Origin of the sequence: Herbidospora mongoliensis, from assembly GCF_001570545.1 — a bacterium.
GTDB classification, from domain to species: domain Bacteria; phylum Actinomycetota; class Actinomycetes; order Streptosporangiales; family Streptosporangiaceae; genus Herbidospora; species Herbidospora mongoliensis.
This window is the reverse complement of record NZ_BBXD01000008.1, coordinates 487,312-506,945: the sequence shown is the minus strand read 5'-3', so window position 1 is coordinate 506,945 and position 19,634 is coordinate 487,312. Positions and strand designations below refer to the sequence as shown.

15 protein-coding genes are annotated in these 19,634 nt (G+C 69.8%); 9 read left to right on the top strand and 6 right to left on the bottom strand.

Annotated features, from left to right (window positions below; all coding sequences use genetic code 11):
* The first annotated feature begins 34 nt into the window (after positions 1–34).
* The gene (locus AW272_RS02560; protein ID WP_066360679.1) at positions 35–886 is read left to right on the top strand and encodes a DUF4429 domain-containing protein; all 852 of its coding nucleotides are present in this window, start codon (positions 35–37) and stop codon (positions 884–886) included.
* Between the two features lie 22 nt (positions 887–908).
* Positions 909–1,775 (top strand): aldo/keto reductase, encoded by an 867-nt coding sequence (locus AW272_RS02555; RefSeq protein WP_066360678.1) that lies wholly within the window; start codon positions 909–911, stop codon positions 1,773–1,775.
* Here AW272_RS02555 and AW272_RS02550 read toward each other — a convergent pair.
* Positions 1,759–2,214 (bottom strand): NUDIX domain-containing protein, encoded by a 456-nt coding sequence (locus AW272_RS02550; RefSeq protein WP_066360677.1) that lies wholly within the window; start codon positions 2,212–2,214, stop codon positions 1,759–1,761. The two genes, AW272_RS02555 and AW272_RS02550, sit on opposite strands and share 17 nt — an antisense overlap.
* Before the next feature lie 105 nt (positions 2,215–2,319).
* Here AW272_RS02550 and AW272_RS02545 point away from each other — a divergent pair, with 105 nt between their 5' ends.
* On the top strand, positions 2,320–4,524 hold the full coding sequence (locus AW272_RS02545; RefSeq protein ID WP_066360676.1) for an MMPL family transporter: 2,205 nt from the start codon (positions 2,320–2,322) through the stop codon (positions 4,522–4,524).
* Positions 4,525–4,572: 48 nt separating this feature from the next.
* Here the strand turns inward: AW272_RS02545 and AW272_RS02540 are convergent, their stop codons facing one another.
* Positions 4,573–5,412 carry a TolB family protein gene (locus tag AW272_RS02540; protein ID WP_066360675.1) on the bottom strand — a complete coding sequence of 280 codons (840 nt, stop codon included), beginning with the start codon at positions 5,410–5,412 and terminating at the stop codon, positions 4,573–4,575.
* Positions 5,413–5,481: 69 nt separating this feature from the next.
* Here AW272_RS02540 and AW272_RS02535 point away from each other — a divergent pair, with 69 nt between their 5' ends.
* Positions 5,482–6,690: an MFS transporter gene (locus AW272_RS02535; RefSeq protein WP_066360670.1), complete on the top strand. Its 1,209-nt coding sequence runs from the start codon at positions 5,482–5,484 to the stop codon at positions 6,688–6,690.
* Here AW272_RS02535 and AW272_RS02530 read toward each other — a convergent pair.
* Positions 6,642–7,376, bottom strand: coding sequence for an MBL fold metallo-hydrolase (locus AW272_RS02530; protein ID WP_066360668.1), 735 nt, complete (start codon positions 7,374–7,376; stop codon positions 6,642–6,644). The genes AW272_RS02535 and AW272_RS02530 overlap by 49 nt on opposite strands.
* Before the next feature lie 222 nt (positions 7,377–7,598).
* Between AW272_RS02530 and AW272_RS02525 the strand changes: the two genes are divergently transcribed.
* Together AW272_RS02525 and AW272_RS02520 are read left to right on the top strand one after the other, a co-directional pair.
* Positions 7,599–8,378 (top strand): putative RNA methyltransferase, encoded by a 780-nt coding sequence (locus AW272_RS02525; protein ID WP_066360666.1) that lies wholly within the window; start codon positions 7,599–7,601, stop codon positions 8,376–8,378.
* A 138-nt stretch (positions 8,379–8,516) separates the two neighbouring features.
* Positions 8,517–10,289, top strand: a complete 1,773-nt coding sequence (locus AW272_RS02520) for a S9 family peptidase (RefSeq protein WP_066360664.1) — start codon at positions 8,517–8,519, stop codon at positions 10,287–10,289.
* Positions 10,290–10,292: 3 nt separating this feature from the next.
* On the opposite strand, the gene AW272_RS02515 is transcribed toward AW272_RS02520, so the two are convergent.
* The gene (locus tag AW272_RS02515) at positions 10,293–10,670 is read right to left on the bottom strand and encodes a MarR family winged helix-turn-helix transcriptional regulator (protein WP_169807474.1); all 378 of its coding nucleotides are present in this window, start codon (positions 10,668–10,670) and stop codon (positions 10,293–10,295) included.
* A 128-nt stretch (positions 10,671–10,798) separates the two neighbouring features.
* Here AW272_RS02515 and AW272_RS02510 point away from each other — a divergent pair, with 128 nt between their 5' ends.
* Positions 10,799–12,055 carry an MFS transporter gene (locus AW272_RS02510; protein WP_066360660.1) on the top strand — a complete coding sequence of 419 codons (1,257 nt, stop codon included), beginning with the start codon at positions 10,799–10,801 and terminating at the stop codon, positions 12,053–12,055.
* Here the strand turns inward: AW272_RS02510 and AW272_RS40255 are convergent.
* A complete protein-coding gene (locus tag AW272_RS40255) occupies positions 11,942–13,390 on the bottom strand; it encodes a PP2C family protein-serine/threonine phosphatase (RefSeq protein WP_083957978.1) in 1,449 nt (482 codons plus the stop codon). The two genes, AW272_RS02510 and AW272_RS40255, sit on opposite strands and share 114 nt — an antisense overlap.
* A gap of 192 nt (positions 13,391–13,582) precedes the next feature.
* Between AW272_RS40255 and AW272_RS02505 the strand changes: the two genes are divergently transcribed.
* Both AW272_RS02505 and AW272_RS02500 read left to right on the top strand, forming a co-directional pair.
* Positions 13,583–17,779 carry a HAMP domain-containing protein gene (locus AW272_RS02505; RefSeq protein WP_066360658.1) on the top strand — a complete coding sequence of 1,399 codons (4,197 nt, stop codon included), beginning with the start codon at positions 13,583–13,585 and terminating at the stop codon, positions 17,777–17,779.
* A 3-nt stretch (positions 17,780–17,782) separates the two neighbouring features.
* Entirely contained in the window at positions 17,783–18,409 is a 627-nt protein-coding gene (locus tag AW272_RS02500; protein WP_066360656.1) for a response regulator, read from the top strand.
* Here the strand turns inward: AW272_RS02500 and AW272_RS02495 are convergent.
* On the bottom strand, positions 18,406–19,587 hold the full coding sequence (locus AW272_RS02495) for an NYN domain-containing protein (protein ID WP_066360655.1): 1,182 nt from the start codon (positions 19,585–19,587) through the stop codon (positions 18,406–18,408). The two genes, AW272_RS02500 and AW272_RS02495, sit on opposite strands and share 4 nt — an antisense overlap.
* Positions 19,588–19,634: the final 47 nt, after the last annotated feature.

Sequence of the window (19,634 nt, the reverse complement as noted above, 5' to 3'; positions counted from 1 at the left end):
ACCCACTGTGCCACCTAATGCATAAGATCCGGCCATGACCGAGGTGTTGGTACGCGACGGCACATGGACCTTCAACGGCGACTTCATCCGGATCGTGCCCGCCAGAGAACGTGCCGTGAACAAGCTCCGCCAGGCCCTGGGCGAGCTGGTCGTGCCGCTGCCGGCGGTGGCCGGGATCGCCTACCAGCCCGGCCGCAAGGGCGGTCTGCTCAAGTTACGCATCCGCGAGGGCGCCGACCCGTTCACCCAGGCCACCGGCGGACGACTCCCCGAGGCCGCCGACCCCTACCGGCTCACGATCGACGCCGACCGGTCGGGCGCGGCCGAATACTTCGCCGACGAGGTCCGCGCCGCCCTGCTCACCGAAGGCGTGCCCGAGGGCCCCAGCGCCCGCTATCTGATGCCCGGGCCGCCGGTGCCGCTGACCGCCAACGCCTCCGACGGCATGGTCACCTTCGACGGCGACGTGGTCATGATCGAGCCCAACTGGGCGGCCGACGGCGCCAAGCAGAAGGCCGGGCCGCAGCGGATCCCGCTGGCCGACATCGCCGCCGTGGAGTGGATCCCCAACGGCGGCATGGAGAACGGCCGGCTCAGGTTCACCCGCAAGAGCGAGCCGCCGACCCGGTTGCCGATCAAGCACGACCCCTCCGCCGTCACGCTCTGGGGCCTGGCCAAGGAGACCCGCACCGTCGCCCTGCTCGTGACCGCCGTCGTGGCTCGGCTGCCGCACCCGCTGGCCGAGCCTCCGATGATCGAGGCACCCGAGGAAGACCACGACGTGGTGCTGCGGCGCCTGCGGGAACTCGGCGCGCTGCACCGCGACGGGGTGCTGACCGACGAGGAGTTCGCGGCCGCCAAGCAGGCCTTGCTGAAGCGGTTGTGACGTCCTTGAGTATCTTGCGACCATGAGAACCCGCATGATCGGAAGCCGTCAGGTCAGCGCCATCGGGCTCGGCGCGATGCCCATGTCCACCGCCGGGCACATGCCCGACGAGGCCCAGTCGATCCGCACCATCCACGCGGCCCTCGACGCCGGGATCCGTCTGATCGACACGGCCGACGCCTACACGCCGTCACACACCGACGTCGGCCACAACGAGCGCCTGGTGGCCAAGGCCCTGGCCAGTTGGGGCGGCGACGCCGATTCCGTCCTGGTCTCGACCAAGGGCGGCCATGTCCGCACGCCGAGCGGCGGCTGGGCCAGGGACAGCCGGCCCGAATACCTGTTCCAGGCCTGCGACCGCTCGCTGAAGGCCCTCGGGGTCGAGTCGATCGGCCTCTACTTCCACCACCGGCCCGACCCGGAGGTCCCCTACGAGGTGGCCGTCGGCGCCATCAAGGACCTCGTACAGGCCGGGAAGGTCCAGGCGGCCGGCATCTCCAACGCGAACCCGGAGCAGATGCGGGTGGCCCTGGAGATCCTCGGCGACGACCTGGTGGCCGTCCAGAACGAGTTCTCGCCCCGGTTCCGCACCAGCGAGCCCGAGATCGACGTCGCCGACGAGATCGACATCGCGTTCCTGTCGTGGTCGCCGCTGGGCGGCATGGGCTCGGCCTCCGACCTGGGCAGCGACCACGCCGCGTTCGGCGAGATCGCCGCCGCCCACGGGGTGTCGCCGCAGCAGGTCTGCCTGGCCTGGCAGCTGGCGCGCAGCCCGCGGATCGTCCCGATCCCGGGCGCCAGCCGCCCGGAGAGCATCCTCGACTCGGTTCAGGCCGTCGACCTGGAACTGACCGACGAGGAGCTCGGCCGCCTCAACTCAGGTAAGTGAGCTGACCCGACGCGCGCGCGGCGACGGAGGCGCGCAGCCGCTGGGCCTGCCATGGGGGCAGGACCTTGTCGGCCTCGTCCGGGGTGAAGAAGCCCCAGTCGTCGAGCTCCTCCTCCTGGAGGGTGATCCGCGCGCCGTCGGGCAGGGTGCCGCAGTCGAAGGTGAAATGGACGAGCGGGTAGGGCCGCTCGTCCAGCTCCGGCACCCAGTGGACGACCAGCAGCCGCCCGACTTCCAGCGTCAACCCGACCTCCTCCCTGAGTTCTCTCGCGCAGCCTTCCTCAGGGGTCTCGCCCTCGTCGACGTGGCCGCCCGGCCATCCCCAGAGCTCGCGGTAGTTGGGTTTCACCAGAAGCACCCGGCCCCCGGTGTCGGTGACGAACCCGGCCGAGGCCGGGATCACACGGTGGAGCTGGGCGTAGAAGACGTCTGCGGGCATCACAACCCTGAGGCTATCCAGGGTGTCCCCTAGCTCTCCGGGAGGACGGCGATCTCCCGTCTGCGCAGGAGGTTCGGGCCCCGATCGATTTCTACCTTCAGAAGCATGGCTGGGAATCGGAACATCGCCGCCCGGGTGGGCGGCTGGAGCGCGCGCAATCGTTGGTGGGCGCTGCTGATATGGGTGGGTTTCGTGGCTGCGGCCACGTTCGCCGGCAACGCGGTGGGCACGGCGGAGATGAAGCCGTACGAGAGCTCCAACGGAGACTCCCGCGCCGCAGGGCAGATTCTGGACGGCGCCGGGTTCGTCGATCCGGCGGGTGAGATCGTGCTGGTGCAGAGCGGTGCGCTGACCGTACAAGACCCGGCTTTCAAAAAGGCCATGGACGACGTCGTGCGCTCCATCACCGCGACCGGCCAGGTGGAGAACGTCAAGAGCCCGTCGGCGGTGACCCCCGACAGCCGGACCGCCCTGATCGGGTTCGACATGAAGGGCGACGCCGCGACCGCGGCCGACCGGGTCAAGCCGGTGCTCGACGCGGTCGCCGGGGTGCAGTCGCGCCATCCCGATCTGCGGGTCGAGCAGGCCGGCAGCGCCAGCGCCGACAAGCTGATCGGCGAGGCGATCGACCAGGACTTCGTGAAGGCCGAGCAGCTCTCGCTGCCGATCACGCTGGGCATCCTGCTCGCGGCGTTCGGCGCGATCCTGGCCGCGATCATCCCGGTGGCGCTCGCGCTGACCGCGATCGCGGGTGCGACCGGCCTGCTCGCGCTGACCAGCCAGGCCCTCGCGGTCGACGCCGCCACCACCAACGTGATGCTGCTGATCGGCCTCGCGGTGGGCGTCGACTACTCGCTCTTCTACATCATGCGGGAGCGCGAGGAACGCGGTAAGGGCCGCAGCAAGCAGCGGGCGATCGAGATCGCCGCGGGCACCTCCGGCCGGGCGGTGCTGATCTCCGGCATCACCGTCATCGCGGCCATGGCGGGCATGTTCCTGACCGGCAACGGCATCTTCATGGGCTTCGCCGAGGGCACCATCCTGGTCGTGCTGACCGCCATGGTGGGCTCGCTGACCGCGCTCCCGGCCCTGCTGTCGCTGATCGGCGACAAGGTCGACGCCCGCGCGTTCCACGGCACGGTCCGGCTGCTCACCGGCGGCCGGGTGACCTGGCGCCGGATCCTGGGTGTACGGGGTGGCGAGAGCCGCGTCTGGGGAGCGATCCTGCGGCCGGTCCTCAAATATCCGATCGTCTCCGTGGCCGTCGCCGGCGGCCTCATGATCGCCCTGGCGATCCCCGGGCTCAGCCTCAAGCCGGGCCCGCAGACCATCGACGAACTCCAGGGCGACTACCAGATCGCCGAGACCTTCAAGGCGATCGACAAGGCCTTCCCCGGCGGCAACGAACCGGCCGTCGTGGTCGTGAAGAACCCCGGCCCGGCCGCGATCGAGCGCTTCAAAACCGAGGCCCTGGCGACCGGGCGGTTCAACGAGCCGTTCTCTGTCGACGTCAACCCGCGCGGCGACGTGGCCCGCATCAGCATCGCCCTCAAGGGCACCGGCACCGACGAGGTCTCCGAGCAGGCCATCGTCACCCTGCGCGAGAAGGTCATCCCGGCCACCCTCCCCGGCGCCCACGTGACCGGATCGACCGCAGGGTCGATGGACTTCAACGACCAGATGTCGCAGACCCGGCCGCTGGTCTTCGGGTTCGTGCTGCTGCTCGCGTTCCTGCTGCTGCTGGTCTCGTTCCGCTCACTGGTGGTCGCGGTCAAGGCGATCGTGCTCAACCTGCTGTCGGTCGCGGCCGCCTACGGCGTGCTCGTGCTGGTCTTCCAGTGGGGCTACGGCGAGAGCATCATCGGTTTCCAGTCGACCGGGACGATCACCGACTGGCTGCCGATGTTCCTGTTCGTCATCCTGTTCGGCCTGTCGATGGACTACCACGTGTTCATCCTGAGCCGGATCAGGGAGGCGTTCGACCGGGGCATGCGCACCGAGGACGCGATCGCCCACGGCATCCGCTCGACGGCCGGGGTGGTGACCAGCGCGGCCCTGATCATGGTGGCCGTGTTCGCGGTCTTCGCCACCCTGTCGCTGCTGACCTTCATGCAGATGGGCGTGGGTCTGGCGGCGGCGATCCTGATCGACGCGACGATCGTCCGGGCGGTGCTGCTCCCGGCCACGATGCAGCTGCTGGGTGACTGGAACTGGTACCTGCCGCGCTGGCTGAACTGGCTGCCGACGTTGTCCCACGGCGACGACGAAGACGAGCTTCCCGTCCCGCAGAAGGAGCCCGCGCTGGTCTAGGCGGACGCGGCAGGCCCGGCTTCTGGGGGGAGCCGGGCCTGCCGGCTGTCAAAGAACGCGCAGCAGCCCGGACGACCGGTACTTCGCCGGTTCGGCGAACTTCGCGGACACCTGCATCGCGGGCGTGAGCACCACGATCGTGTTGTGCTTCGCGCCCTTCACCCGCACCGCGAGCCGGCCGTCCTTCAGGTACATCGCGCCGATCAGGGTGCCCTTCACCGGCGGCGTCACGCGCTTGCCTGTGACGGTGTCGACGATGCGCGGGGTGTACCAGTAGGGCCAGGAGCCGTCGCCGCCCTCGGCGGTGGGCTTGAGCGCCTGGAAGACCACCTTGCGCCCGTCGGGCGACAGCGACTGCACGTGGTTGGACCCGCTGACGCCCTTGGCCTTACGGCTCTTGCCGGTGATCGTGTCGATCACGTGGATGCCGTCGGTGTTGCCGGTGTATCCGGCCAGCGAACGTCCCGACCAGGCCAGATGGCAGACGCCGTAGGTCTTGCCGAGCTTCTTGCGGCCGGTGCCGTCGGCGCCGACGATCGCGATCGGGGCCATGCTCTCGGCCGCCGTCATCGCGTAGGCGATCCTCTTCCCGTCGGGCGACCACGCGGGGGTCGCGCAGGGAGTGCCGGAGACCGCGCCCTTCGCGATCACCTTGTCGGAGGAACCGGCGCGCACGTGCACCCGGCCCGAATCGTCGATCCAGGCCACCTTGCGCCCGTCGGGCGAGACGGAGAACTGGCCCGCCCCGCCGACCACGGTCTTCCCGTAGGGCGAGTAGACGGCCGAGCCGTTCTCGTAGCGGTAGAACACGAGCCCCGGTGCCGCCGAGGCGGGCGCGGCGGGGATCAGCGCGACGAGGGCCACGGCGACGGCCAGCAGTCTTCTCATGGCAAGGGATCTTCGCACCAACCCGGCCTGCCCATCGGCCGAAAACGGTCCAAAGGTAAAATTCCCCCCATGCCGGGGACCCGCAAGGCCTACCTCTACTGGGGTGCCGGCGTCGTCGCCTACCTCGTCGCCGTCTTCCACCGCTCGGCCCTCGGCGTCACCGGCCTGGAGGCCGCCGCCCGCTTCGACCTCGGCGCCGCGGGACTGTCCGCGCTGGCGATGCTCCAACTACTGGTGTACGCCGCTCTCCAAGTCCCCGTCGGCATCCTCGTCGACCGCCTGGGCTCCAAGAAGATGCTGATCGCCGGGGCGGTCGTCCTGGCCGCCGGCAACGTGGTCTTCGCCCTCTCCGGCGGCGTGGCCGGGGCGATAGTGGCCCGGATCCTGATCGGCGCGGGTGACGCGGCCACCTTCATCAGTGTGATCCGCATCGTGAACCTGTGGTTCCCGCCTCACCGCAGCTCGATGATGGTGCAGACCACGGGGCTGCTGGGGTCGCTGGGGGGCGTGCTGGCGGCCGTACCGCTGATTTCGGCTCTGCACACCTTCGGCTGGCGCGACACCTTCCTCGGGGCGGCGGGCCTCAGCGTGGTGGCCTTCGCCGTGGTCGTCGTGGTGCTCAGGGAGGCGCGGCCCCTCCGGGCGTCGGACGCGCGGGGACTGCGCGCCGCCTGGTCCGAACCCGGCACCCGGCTCGGCCTCTGGACGCACGCCGCCACCCAGTCGTCGGTGGTGGCGTTCCTCATGCTCTGGGGCTACCCGTTCCTGCTCCAGGAGCAGAATCTGTCGCCGACCACGGCCGGGGCGCTGCTGACCACGATCACCGTGGCGTCGATGGTCTGCCAGCCGATCTTCGGCTGGTTCACCGGGCGCCGGCCGGACCGCCGGTGGTGGCTGGTCCTCGGCATCGTCGGCTCGACCGCCACGGCGTGGACGGCCGTGCTGCTCTGGCCCGGCCCCGCGCCGCTGTGGCTGCTGGTCGTGCTGATGGTGGTGCTGTCCACCAACGGACCCGGCTCGGTGATCGGTTTCGACTTCGCCCGCTCCTACAACCCGGACGAGCGCATCGGGGTGGCCACCGGCATCGTCAACGGCGGCGGATTCCTGGCCACCGTGGCGCTCCTTGGCCTGATCGGCGTCGGGCTCGACGTGCACGGCGACTTCCGGTGGGCGCTGGCCGTGCAGTATCCGATCTGGGCGATCGGCGCGTTCCAGGTGGTGCGCCTGCGTCAGCGGATCTTCGTGAACGGCTCGGCCAAATGGGAGGTCGCCAGGTAGGCGGCCCGGCCGAGCACGACCTGACGGCTCGTCAGCGCCCGCTCGGTGTCGTCGTCGTAGCGGTAGCCGATCGTCGGGTCGGCGAGCTGCTGCTGGTGGTGCAGCACGTCGCCGGAGACGATCAGGTCGCCGACCAGGACCACCTGGTGACCGGGGGTGTGACCGGGGGTGTGCGCCACACGGACGTTCTCGAAAAGGTCCTTGGACCCGTGCACGACCTGGAGCTGGTCTCCCAGCGGCTTCACGATGCGGTCGCGCATCAGCCCGCCGCCCGGCCAGTCGAGCTCGGCCTCCTGGATCACGTGGCGCGCGTTGGCGAACACGGGGGCGCCGTCGGTGACGCAGCCGCTCACGTGGTCGCTGTGCAGGTGGGTGAGGATCACGGTGTCCACATCCGAGGGGGCGACGCCCACCGCGTCGAGTTCCTGGAGCAACCGGCCCGGGATCGGCGCCCAGCCCGCCGCGGGACCGGTAAGGTCTCCGACGCCGGTGTCGACCAGGATCGTGTGGCGGCCGGTGCGCAGCAGGAAGCAGTGGAAGTGCAGGATCCACTCCTCGCCGTCGGCGAACGACCCACCGGGAAACAGTTCGGGCAGCGGCAGGGCGATGCTCGGCCCCATGGGCCCGACGGCATCACACAGCGGCGTTACCTCGACCCCGGCGAAGGTCATCGGTTCGTACGGCATTACCGCACTTTATTCTCCTACATGCGGTCATCGTGCATCATCGGTTGGAATAATCGAAGTTCACGTCGGCGGCGTAGACAGCGCGCTGGCACTTCGCGCAGCGGTAGACGATGGGGCCTTCGTCGAGAGTGGTCCGACAACTCGGGCAACTGCGTCTGTTCTTCGTCATACAGACAGTTCACCCCAGACCGGTTGCAGGAGACTTGACGGGATACTGGTCGGATGCTTGGAGACGTCATCGACCTGCTGGTCTGCCCGGTCTGCCGCCACGACCTCGGTCTGGACGCGGGCGCCGTCCGCTGCCCGCGCGGCCACTCGTTCGACGTCGCCCGGCAGGGCTACCTGAACCTGCTGAGCACTCCCGTGAAGGGTGACACGCCGGAGATGGTGGGGGCGCGTGAGACATTTCTCACCAAGGGATGGTTCGCTCCAATCGCCGACAAAGTGGCCTCTTTCGCCCACGGTGTGATCGGCGACGCCGGCGCCGGGACCGGCTACTACCTCGCCCACGCCGTCAAGGAGCGCGGGCTCGCTCTGGACGTCTCCAAGCACGCCCTCAAGAAGGCCGCCAGGGCCCACCCGAGGATCGGCGCGGTGGCCGCCGACGTCTGGAAACCCCTTCCGGTGCGCGACGCCGCCCTTGACACGCTTCTCAACGTGTTCGCCCCGAGGAACGCGAGTGAGTTTCGCCGCGTCCTGAAACCCACGGGAACCCTGATAACGGTCACACCGAACCCCGATCATCTGGAACCCGTAGTCGAACGATTCGGTCTTCTCACCGTCGGCGACGAAAAGGCTCGGCGACTGGCCGACACACTCGGCGACCACTTCGCACGCGACGTGACCGAGCCCGTCGCCGGCTGGCTCGACCTCACGGCCACCGAGGTCATGTCGGTGATCGCGATGGGCCCGAGCGCCTGGCACGCGCGCGCGGAAAGGGTCGGCGAGGGCGCGCGGGTGCGGATGTCGGTGCAGGTCACGGTGTGGCGTCCGAAAAGCTGAAAATGGTTCCCGCGCTACTAGTGACCAAAGGGGTTTTTCACCGTAAATTCCCACCTGAGATCCCCTGTTTGTCGGCCATTCCGGGGGCTGACGGGACATACTTGACCGCGACCGACGGCGGACCCGGGAGGAAAGCCGATGAAGGCCGAGGAACGCTGGCAGACCAGGTTCCGTTCCCCGCGCATGACGTTGCCCACCTGGGCTCGTCAGGCTCCGCACCACGCCGTCTACCGCAGCAACGCTTCTGGAACCTGGGAGATCTACGCCTGGGACCGCGCCACCGGCACCAGCCGGCAGGTCACCGACCGCCCGAACGGCACGGCGTACGGTGATCTCGACCCGACCGGTCAGTGGATCTGGTGGTTCGCCGACACCGACGGCGACGAATACGGCGTCTGGATCCGCCAGCACTTCCACGGCGGCCCGGCCAAGCCGCTGGAGATCTCCCCCGGCCACCCGGCCGGCCTCGCCCTGGCCGCCAACGGCACCGCCGCCATCGGGCGCTCCTGCCGCCTCGGCTTCCAGATCCTCCTGATGGCGGAGGGCAGCGAGCCGACCATCCTCTACCAGCACAAAGAGTCGGCCTCGGTGGCCGGCATCTCCCTCGACGGCGCTCTGATCGCCATCGACCACAGCGAACACGGCGACACCCGCCACCCGGCCCTGCGCGTGGTGAAGTCCGACGGCTCCGTCGTCGGCGACCTCCACGACGGCCCCGGCAAGGGGGTCCGCGGCATCCGCTTCTCCCCCGTCCTCGGCGACCGCCGCCTGCTGGTCCTGCACGAGCGCCGTGGCCGCCACGAGCCGCTGGTCTGGGATCCGCTGACCGGCGAGCAGCGCGAGATCTACCTGCGCGATCCCGGCGAGGTCACCGCCGACTGGTACGACGACGGCCGCGCCCTCCTGATCGTCAACCACCACCGAGGCCGCACCCAGCTCTTCAAGTACGACCTCGTCGGCGGCGCCATGATCCCGATCGAGACGCCCCACGGCGTGATCGAGGAGGCCGCCACCCGCCCCGACGGCACCGTGGAGTACTCCTGGTCGAGCGCCGCCCACGCGCCCGTGATCAGGTCGAGCCACGGCCACGTCGTGATGAGCCCCGGCCCGACCGCGCCCCCGTCGGTCCCGGTCGAAGACGTCGACGTCGAGGGCCCCGGCGGCTGGATCCACGCGATGATCTCCCGTCCGACCGGCCAGGCGGCGCCCTACCCGACCGTCTTCCTGCTGCACGGCGGCCCGTCGGCGCAGGACAACGACTCGTTCCTGCCCCACGTGGCGGCCTGGGTCGACAGCGGCTTCGCCGTCGTCCGGATCAACTACCGGGGCTCGATCGGCTACGGCTCGGCCTGGCGCGACGCCCTGCACGGCGACGTCGGCCACATCGAGCTGGCCGACGTGTCGGCGGTCCGCGACTGGGTGGTCAACCGGGGCATCGCCGACCCCGACCGGCTGGTGCTGGCGGGCGGCTCGTGGGGCGGCTACCTGACCCTGCTGGGCCTCGGCACCCAGCCCAAGATCTGGAGCGCCGGCATCGCGGCCGTCCCGATCGCCGACCACCGCGCGGCCTACGAAGACGAGTCGGAGGCCCTGCGCTCACTGCACCGCGCCCTGCTCGGCGGCTCGCCGGAGGAGGTCCCCGACCGCTACGCGGCGTCGTCGCCGATCACCTACGCCGACATGGTCGAGGCCCCGCTGCTGATCCTGGCCGGGGAGAACGACCCCCGCTGCCCCATCAGGCAGATCGAGCACTTCATCGAGTCGGTCTCGGTGCCCTGCCAGGTCTACCGCTACGACGCCGGCCACGCGTCGCTGGTCGTCGAGGAGCGCATCCGCCAGATGCGCACCCAGATCGAGTTCGCCACCCGCGCCATGGACGGCCGCAAACAACCGGCGACCCCAGGTCTCTGAAGTTCACCCGCCACGCCGACCGCCCGGTCGGGAGAGCTCACCCACCGCGTCGGCCGCCCGGTCGAGCAGTTCCAGCAGCCGGGCGAACTCCTCTTCCGTCATGGCCGCCCGCAGACGGGCCTCGACCGACAGGGCGAGCTCCCGGGCCGCCGCCTCCCTCTCCACGCCGGTCGGGGTCAGAAAGACCAGCATGACCCGCCCGTGGTCGGGTGAGGGACGCCGCTCGACCAGGCCCTTGACCTCCAGATTGTGGACGATGCCCGTCATCGTCTGAGAGGTCACCAGCGCTTCACGGGAGAGCTGCGTCACCGACTTGGCCGCCCCGCCGACGAGATACCCGAGCACCTCGCATTGCGACTCGGTGAGGTCGATCGCCCGCATTCGGATAGCTTTATGGGCGATTAGGGCCTGTTCGACCCGTTTGAGGTGGTGACCAAGCTGCGGCCGGTTCATGGCACAACGATACAGCTACGGAAATTATTGAAGGATCCTTCATCGTTGTAGGGGCCATGCATCTTTCTTCGAGCCACGACCGGCCTCCGGCGGTCCGCGTCTCGCTCGCTCTCCTCGCGCTGGCGATCAGCGCGTTCGGAATCGGCACCAGTGAATTCGTGATCATGGGTCTGCTGCCCGAGGTCGCCGCGGATCTGCGCACCTCGGTGCCCGCCGCGGGGAACCTCGTCGCCGCCTACGCGATCGGCGTCGTCGTGGGCGCCCCGCTGCTGGCGGTGGCGGGTGTCCGGATGTCCCGCAAACGGCTGCTGGTGGCCCTGATGGGCCTCTTCGTGGTGGGCAACCTGCTGTCGGCGCTCGCCCCGGACTACGGCTGGCTGATGTTCGGGCGGTTCGCGGCCGGGCTGCCGCACGGCGCGTTCTTCGGCGTCGGCTCGGTCGTGGCCGCGCGGATGGCGCGCGAGGGCAGGGAGGGGCGGGCGGTCGCGTCCATCCTGCTGGGGCTGACGCTGGCCAACATCGTCGGCGTCCCCGGCGCGACCCTGCTGGGCCAGAACGTGGGGTGGCAGGCCACTTTCCTGGTCGTCACCGTCATCGGGGTGCTCTCCGTGATCGCACTGAGCTTCCTGATTCCGTACACGCCCCCGGAACCGCAGGCGAGCCTGCGCCGCGAGCTCCGGGCCCTCAGGAACCGCAGGGTCCTGCTCTTCCTGGGTACCGCGATGATCGGATTCGGCGGCGTCTTCGCGGCCTACGCCTACCTGGCCTCCATCACCACCGAGGTCATGGGCCTGCCGGACAGCTCGGTCATGTGGGTGCTGGCGCTGGCGGGCGTCGGCATGACCATCGGCGTGGCCGCCGCCGGACCGCTGACCGACCTGGCCGCCCGCCCGACCGCCTACGCGGGCCTCGCCGGGCTGGCCGTGGTGCTGGTGATCTTCTACCTCTGGCCGTCGCCGGTGATGGTGGTGGTGATCCTCGCCGTCGGGTTCCTGATGACCGCGCCCCTGCAGACCATGGTCATCCGGTACGCCTCCGACGCCCCGACCCTGGCGGCGGCGTCCAACCACTCGGCCTTCAACCTCGCCAACGCGGGCGGCGTGTATCTGGGCGGACTGGCCATCAGCGCGGGCTGGGGCTGGATGTCCTCCGCCCTGGTCGGCGCGGCCCTCGCGGTGGCGGGCCTGGCCGTGATGCTGCTAGAGCGGCTCGATCGGCGCCCGGAGCACGAGGATGGCCAGGTCGTCGGCGCTGGGCTCGGGGGCGAAGTCCTGGACGGCCCGCCGGATCCGCTCGGCCACCGCGCGCGCTGACAGGTCGACGCACTCGGCGAGAAGCTTGGCCAGCCCGCTCTCGTCGTCGAGCAGCCGCGACCCCTGCCGCCGCTCGGTCACACCGTCGGTGACGCCCAGCAGCACGTCTCCCGGCTCCAGATGGATCGAATCGGCCTCGAACTCGACCTCGGGGAACACGCCCAGCAGCGACTGCGGCGAGCCCACGGCGTCGACGACCCCGCTCGGCCGCAGCCGCAGCGCCTCGGGATGCCCCGCCGACACCAGCCGCATGTCGAGCCCGTCGGCCGCGATGGTGATCTCGCCGTGCAGCAGCGTGAGGAACCGGGCCCGCTCCCCCTCTTCGAGGATCGCCTGGTTCAGCCGCTCGACCACCGCCGCGACGCCGTAACCCTCACGGGCCAGCAGCCGGATCGTGTGGCGGGCCAGCCCGGTCACGGCCGCGGCGACCGGCCCGGTGCCGCAGACGTCGCCGATGGCGAACCGCCAGATGCCGTCGCCGATCGGGAACAGGTCGTAGAAGTCGCCGCCGACCTCGTTGGTCTCCCCGGCCGGCTCGTAGATCACATAAGAGTCGAGCCCGGGGGTGCGCGGCTCCTCCGGCGGCAGCAGGCTCCGCTGGAGCGCCCGGTTGGCCGCCGCCTGCTGGGCGTAGAGGCGCGCGTTGTCGAGCGCCAGCGCGGCCCGCCTGGCCAGATCTTCGGCCAGCTGGAGGGTCTCATCGGGGAACCGGTCACGACGACCAAGGCACATCACGCCCAGCCGCCGCCCCCGCGCCGTCAGCGGGAACCCGAGCGCCTGGGTGCCGTCGACGCTGAGCACGGCGGGCCCGTCGGCCGACGGCAGCACCACATCGGCCAGCCGTTCGCGCAGCGCGTCGCTCTGCGCCTCGTCGGCGTGCCACAGATAGTCGAGCCGCAACGGCCCGGTGCCCTGGTCTGCCGTGTAGACGGCGCACCAGGAGGCCAGCCGGGGCACCACGATCTGCGCGATGATCGCCGGCACCATCCCCGGATCGAGCGTGCCGGCCAGCAGATCACTCGCGTCGGCCAGGAACCCCAGCCAGCCAGGACTGGGCGTGGGCTCCGTCCACGCCTCTTCCTCCGGTACGCCGCCACCGCCCGGCAGATCGAGCCGCGCCCACCGGACCCGGGAGTTCCCGGAGAAGGAGACCCCCCAGTCGGCCGCGTCGAGAGGCGGACCGTAGTCAACGCCCCGCTCGATCACCTCAAGCTGGATAGAGTCGCCTTGGTGGAGCCACCTCACCTCGAACGCCTCGCCGGAGACCCCTTCGACGAGCGCGCGGGTGAGCCGCTGCGCCTCGGCGCCGACGGGCATGGCGGCCCACGCGGTCATCACCTCTTGGGTGAACCGCTTCGCCGCTGGAACGGCCGTCTCGCCTGTCGTGAAAGACGCGGCGAGCACGGCGCGTGGAGAATTCGCCACTGCACACGTGCTTACCACAATTCGCTCTGACGCGTGGTCGATCAACGGCCCGTGGAGCTACCACGGAACGTGACAGACTGGGCGGATACGTTAGGAGGCCCCATGACGCGTGCGGACGTCGAGCCGGCCCGGACCGAACGCCGTTACACCGAGTCCGATCTGAAGCCGCTCCTGGACACGCTGACCGTATGGCGAGACGGCGACTTCCGGCGGAGGGTCCCGCACGCCCCGCCGGGCATCCTGAGCGAGATCCGCCTGCTCCTCAACGAGGTGGCCGACCGCCGGGAACACCTCGCCAACGAGCTCGCCCGCGTTCGCCGTGAGGTGATCAAAGAGGGCCGCTTCGGCGAACGCCTGACCCCCGGGCCCGGTGTGGGCTCCTGGGCCGAGAGCGTCGAGTCGGTCAACGGCCTGATCGACGCCCTGGTCACGCCCGTCACGGGCGCCGCCGACGTGATCGACGCCGTGGCCAAGGGCGACCTGTCGCAGCGCATCGACCTCGACAGGGCCGCGCGGGGCGAGGTGCGCCGTCTCGGCAAGGCCATCAACGGCATGGTCGACCAGCTCGCCCTGTTCACCGGTGAGGTGACCCGGGTGGCCCGCGAGGTCGGCACCGAGGGCAAGCTCGGCGGCCGGGCCAACCTGCGCGGCATGTCGGGCAGCTGGCGCGACCTGACCGAGGCCGTGAACACGATGTCCAGCCGCGTCTCCGCACAGGTGCGCGACATCGGCGAGGTCACCACGGCCGTGGCCAACGGCGACCTGTCACGCAAGGTGACGGTCGACGCCGTCGGCGAGATGTTCGAGCTCAAGATCACTGTCAACACGATGGTCGACCAGCTCTCGGCGTTCGCCGAAGAGGTGACCCGCGTCGCCCGCGAGGTCGGCACCGAGGGAAAGCTGGGGGGCCAGGCCCAGGTGCGGGGCGTGTCGGGGGTCTGGGGCGACCTCACCGACAACGTCAACTTCATGGCCAACAACCTGACCAGCCAGGTCCGCCAGATCGCCGCCGTCTCCACCGCGGTCGCCCAGGGCAACCTCACCAAGAAGATCACGGTCGACGCCCAGGGCGAGATCCTGGAGCTGAAGGAGACCCTCAACACGATGGTCGACCAGCTCTCGGGCTTCGCCGACGAGGTGACCCGGGTCGCCCGTGAGGTGGGCACCGAGGGCCGGTTGGGCGGTCGCGCCGAGGTGAAGGGCGTGTCGGGGGTCTGGAAGGACCTCACCGACAACGTCAACTCGATGGCCAAGAACCTGACCTACCAGGTCCGCAACATCGCCCAGGTCACCACGGCCGTCGCGGGCGGCGACCTGACCCGCAAGATCGACGTCGACGCCCAGGGCGAGATCCTCGAACTCAAGTCGACCATGAACACGATGGTCGACCAGCTCTCGTCGTTCGCGGCGGAAGTGACACGTGTGGCCCGGGAGGTCGGCACCGAAGGCCGATTGGGCGGTCAGGCGCAGGTGAGAGGCGTCTCCGGGGTCTGGAAGGACCTCACCGACAACGTCAACTTCATGGCCAACAACCTGACCAGCCAGGTCCGCCAGATCGCCGCCGTCTCCACGGCGGTGGCCCAGGGCAACCTCACCAAGAAGATCACCGTGGACGCCCAGGGCGAGATCCTGGAGCTCAAGGACACGATGAACACGATGGTCGACCAGCTCTCGTCGTTCGCCGACGAGGTCACCCGCGTCGGCCGCGAGGTGGGCACCGAGGGCAAGCTGGGCGGGCAGGCCCGGGTGCCCGGCGTGTCGGGGGTCTGGAAGGACCTCACCGACAACATCAACTCGATGGCGACGAACCTGACCTACCAGGTCCGCAACATCGGCGAGGTCACCACGGCGGTCGCCGGCGGCGACCTGACCCGCAAGATCGACGTCGACGCCCAGGGCGAGATGCTCGTCATGAAGACCACGATCAACACGATGGTCGACCAGCTCAGCTCGTTCGCCTCCGAGGTGACCCGAGTGGCCCGCGAGGTGGGCTCGGAGGGTCAGCTGGGCGGGCAGGCCCGGGTCGAGGGCGTCGAGGGCTCCTGGAAGCGCCTCACCGAGAACGTCAACGAGCTGGCCGGGAACCTGACCACGCAGGTGCGCGCCATCGCCGAGGTGACCAGCGCAGTCGCCCGGGGCGACCTGACCCGGTCGATCACCGTCGAGGCGCCGGGCGAGCTGGCCCAGCTGAAAGACAACATCAACACGATGGTGTCCAACCTGCGCGACACCACCAACGCCAACCAGCAGCAAGACTGGCTGAAGTCCAACCTGGCCAGGATCTCCCGGCTGATGCAGGGCCACCGCGACATGATCGAGGTCGCCCGTCTGATCATGAGCGAGCTCACGCCGCTCGTGTCGGCCAGCTACGGCGCCTGCTACCTGGTCGTCGACGGCGAGCTCACGCTGATCGCCGGTTACGGCATCCAGCCCGGCCGCAGTCCCCGGCGCCGGTTCGCGCTCGGCGAGGGCCTGGTCGGGCAGGCCGCGATGGAGGCCAAGCAGATCATCATCCACCAGGTGCCGGCCGACTCGTTCACGATCGACACGGCGCTGACCTCGTCGCGTCCGGCGCAGATCGTGGTCATGCCGATCCTGTTCGAGAGCCATGTGCTGGGCGTGCTGGAGATGGCCTCGTTCGGCCGGTTCTCCGAGGTGCACCTCGACCTGCTCACGCAGCTCGTCGAGTCGATCGGCATCACCATCAACACGATCATCGCGAACTCCCGTACAGAAGATCTTCTGAAGGAGAGCCAGCGGCTCGCGACCGAGCTCCAGGAGCGGTCCGACGAGCTGCAGCGGCAGCAGGAGGAGTTGCGGCGCTCCAACGCCGAACTGGAGGACAAGGCGGCGCTGCTGGCCAAGCAGAACCGTGCGATCGAGATCCAGAACTTCCAGATCGAGCAGGCCCGCCGCACCCTGGAGGAGCGCGCCGAGCAGCTGGCGGTCTCCAGCCGCTACAAGAGCGAGTTCCTCGCGAACATGTCCCACGAGCTGCGCACCCCGCTGAACAGCCTGCTCGTGCTGGCCAAGCTGCTGACCGAGAACTCCGAGGGCAACCTGACCGACCAGCAGGTCGAGTTCGCCAAGACCATCCACGGCGCCGGTTCAGCCCTGCTCCAGCTCATCAACGACATCCTCGACCTGTCCAAGGTCGAGGCCGGCCGCATGGACATCCACCCGGCCGAGCTGTCACTCCCGAAGCTCTACGACTACGTCGACGCCGCGTTCGCCCCGCTGGCCGCGGACAAGGGCCTGTCGTTCGCGATCGACGTCGACGAGGCGGTGCCGACGGAGATGCGCACCGACGAGCAGCGCCTCCAGCAGGTGCTGCGCAACCTGCTGTCGAACGCGGTCAAGTTCACCCCGCGCGGCGAGGTGCGCCTGCGGGTCGAACCGGCCGGAGACGTCGCTTTCGTGGACGAGACCCTGCAGACCAGCGACAACATGCTGGCCTTCTCGGTCGTCGACACGGGCATCGGCATCGCGCCCGACAAACTCGACGTGATCTTCGAGGCGTTCCGCCAGGCCGACGGCACCACCAGCCGCAAATACGGCGGCACCGGCCTCGGCCTGTCGATCTGCCGCGACATCGCCCGCCTGCTCGGCGGCGAGATCCACGTCGACAGCGAACCGGGCCACGGCAGCACGTTCACGCTCTACCTGCCCACCAACTACGCGGGCCCGCTCTCGGCGAGAGACGGCGGCGCCGCCACGACGCTGGCGGGCACCGAACGCCCCGAGATGATGCTCCAGGTGCCGAACGACGACGTGCTCCCGGAGCTCCCGCTCCCCGCCGCCCTGCCGCCGTCGCGCGCCATGGAGGAGATCATCGGCCGCGACTGGGCCGGCGACGACCCGCTGACCGGCGCCAAGATCCTCATCGTCGACGACGACATCCGCAACGTCTTCGCCCTGACCAGCGTCCTGGAACGCTACGGCACGACCGTCGTCTACGGCGAGAACGGCCGCGAGGGCATCGAGCAGCTCGAACGCAACGAAGACGTCGCCCTCGTGCTGATGGACATCATGATGCCGGAAATGGACGGCTGGGCCACGACGTCCGCGATCCGCCGGATGCCCCAGTTCGCCGACCTGCCGATCATCGCGCTGACCGCTAAGGTCATGCGGGGCGACCGCGAGAAGAGCATCGCGTCGGGCGCCTCCGACTACGTGCCCAAACCGGTCGATGTCGACCGACTTCTCGAACGCCTCCGCGGTTGGCTCATGCGCGGGCGAGTATCGGGTAGTCCTGGTCGAGCAGACTCGGATGCGACGGATTCCACTGAAGGTGCGTGATCGATGCCAGACCGGGCGAAGATCCTCATGGTCGACGACCGCGAGGAGAACCTCATCGCGCTTGAGGCCATCCTCAGTTCCCTCGACCTGACCCCCGTTCGCGTCCGTTCCGGCGAAGAAGCCCTGAAAGCCCTGCTCAGCACCGAGTTCGCGCTGATCCTCCTCGACGTGCGCATGCCGGGAATGGATGGCTTCGAGACCGCCGCCCACATCAAGCGGCGCGAACGCACCCGGAACATCCCGATCATCTTCCTGACGGTCGTCGACAGCGCCCCCGACTACGCCTTCCGTGGCTACCAGGCCGGCGCCGTCGACTACCTGACCAAGCCCTTCGACCCGTGGGTCCTGCGGGCCAAGGTCGCGGTCTTCGTCGAGCTCTACAACATGAACCGCCGCCTGGCCGAACAGGCCGCCCTGCTGCGCGAACGCCTCGCCACCGAGCTACCGGGCAACGGCGACCAGCCGGCCGTCCTGCCCGAGCTCTCCCGCCGTCTCACGGCGGTCGAGGAGGAACTCAATCGGGTACGCGACCTCGCCGAGAAGAACAACGACTCCCCCATGACCGGCCCCCTGGCCGACCTGGGCCAGCGCATCGCCAACCTGCGGGCCGGCTTCGACGCGCTGAGTTAGCGGCGGGCCCTCTCCAGGGCGTCCCAGAAGCCCCTTCTCAGGGCGTGGCGGACTTCGTCGTGGAGGAGGAAGTCGATCGGGAGTGAGGAGCCCTGGAGGAGTCTGGCCTCCAGGTCGGAGGGCATCCGGGGTTTTCTGGCGAGGACCGCTTCGAGCCAGAGTGCCGGGGCGTCGCGGGCTATCGAGTCGCCGAAGTCGTGGCCTTCTTTGTGGGCCGCCTTGACGGCGTCGGCCAGCGTCGTCGTTCCGCCGCCGTGGGCGGCGCCGACCGGGGCTGACTGCGGGCCCGAGTAGGGGGCCATCTGAGCTGCGGGGAAGCTGCCGGTGTTCGCGTCGCGGTAGCCGGATCCCCTGTCAGCTCCCCGGTCACCGCTGCTGCCGTGGGAGCCCTGGTATTGCGGCTGGGGCGGCGGAGGAGGCGGGGGCGCGGGCTGCTGGGGCGGTTCGAGGGGCGGGTTGTAGGTGTAGGTCGGCGTCGGGGGCCTCGATGACGGCGCCGCGTGGGAGCCCTTCGACTGGGCCACCGGGGGCGGCGGCGCCTGCGCGGGGGCAGGCGGCAGCAGGGCCGGTTGGGCGCCGTTGATGGCCGGGATGGCGCCGGTGTTCCTGGCGCCGTTCTGCTGGGTCACCATGCTGTCTGCGCCGGTCACCAGGGTGACGAACGGGCGGAGGTGGCCGCTGCTCATCTCGATCAGGTCGTCGCACTCCTGGCGCAGCGTGCGGGACACGGCCCAGCTGCCGTCGGAGGCGATGGAGATCACGGTGACCCGGATGCCGAGATCCTGGGCGTCGCTGACCACCTGGGCCAGGTCTTCGTCGCCGCTGACCACGACCGCGTCGGCCACGGCGTTATTGCGGGCCAGGGTCATCAGGTCGCGGTGGACCTGGGCGTCGACGCCCTCGCGGCGGCCCGGCCGGATGCGGCCCAGGCGGAGCTTCAGGCCGGGGATGTCGGCCAGCACGTCGTGTTCGGGGGTGCTGCGGCCCTCGACCGTGGCCTCGTACCAGTAGCAGCGCAGGAGGGGCAGCCCGGTGCGCTCGCGGGCGAGGTTGGTGAGGAGCTGGAGCAGGCCGGGATAGTCCCAGGTGACGGCCTCACGGTGGCGGGTACCGTGAACGGCCATCGCGCCATCGGCCAGCAGATAGCCGGCGTCGACGAAAAGCGCGCAGCGATCCACGCGACACCGCCTTCCTTAGCATGGCCATCTCAGGGTAATCGGGTGGC